The sequence below is a fragment of the Pectobacterium brasiliense genome (assembly GCF_016950255.1).
Taxonomy (GTDB): Bacteria; Pseudomonadota; Gammaproteobacteria; order Enterobacterales; family Enterobacteriaceae; genus Pectobacterium; species Pectobacterium brasiliense.
This window is the reverse complement of the sequence record NZ_JACGFN010000001.1, coordinates 1,430,731-1,431,487: the sequence shown is the minus strand read 5'-3', so window position 1 is coordinate 1,431,487 and position 757 is coordinate 1,430,731. Positions and strand designations below refer to the sequence as shown.

The 757-nt window shown below is 40.0% G+C and carries 1 tRNA gene; it reads right to left on the bottom strand.

Annotated elements, in window-relative coordinates:
* Positions 1-611: 611 nt before the first annotated feature.
* Positions 612-687 (bottom strand) — tRNA-Asn (locus H4F65_RS06480).
* Between the last annotated feature and the right edge of the window lie 70 nt (positions 688-757).

Sequence of the window (757 nt, the reverse complement as noted above, 5' to 3'; positions counted from 1 at the left end):
TGAGGCGCTCCAATTCTGATTCACTTAGGCTGTGTTTTTTTACTAAGTTCGCATTCCAACTAAATTTTTTATGACTTAATTTGTCTGCTATTAATTAATTTAACTAATATTTTATTTTTTGAGCATAGGTCGGCCAAGCGAAATAATTTCGCTCATTATTTTGTGTTAATGTCATTAATTTGGTGGGTTTTTATCTGTTTAAAATCAAATGTTACAGAATGTTTTTTTGAGGGTTTGAGTTAAATATAGACGTGGATTTTGGTTTATCAATTAAAAATATTAATTAATTGTCTGGGTGAAAAAGTAATGCGCAAAATATGAACCGTCACGATGGATGGTATGACTTGCTCAGGATATGGAGAATCATGTGAGGCGCAGAGAGTAGAAGGTTTAACAGAAGGCTTGAGGGGCGGATTTTGGCATCGTTAAGAGACATTTTGGGGTCACTCCGTCATCGAACCAACTTGACCCCAAATCTGACCACCAGATTCTCCCGGTGCAGGGGGGAAAACAGAACGTGCACCGGAAAGATTTTTGCACGTGAAGGCGTTGAATAAATGGATAAAAACAAAAATCCCGCTTAAGTTTCCTTAAGCGGGATTTTCTAAACTTGGCTCCTCTGACTGGACTCGAACCAGTGACATACGGATTAACAGTCCGCCGTTCTACCGACTGAACTACAGAGGAATCGTGTGAACGGGGCGCATGATAACGGCGTGTGTCGCGCATGTCAAAGGCGTAAACCACAAAATTGCAC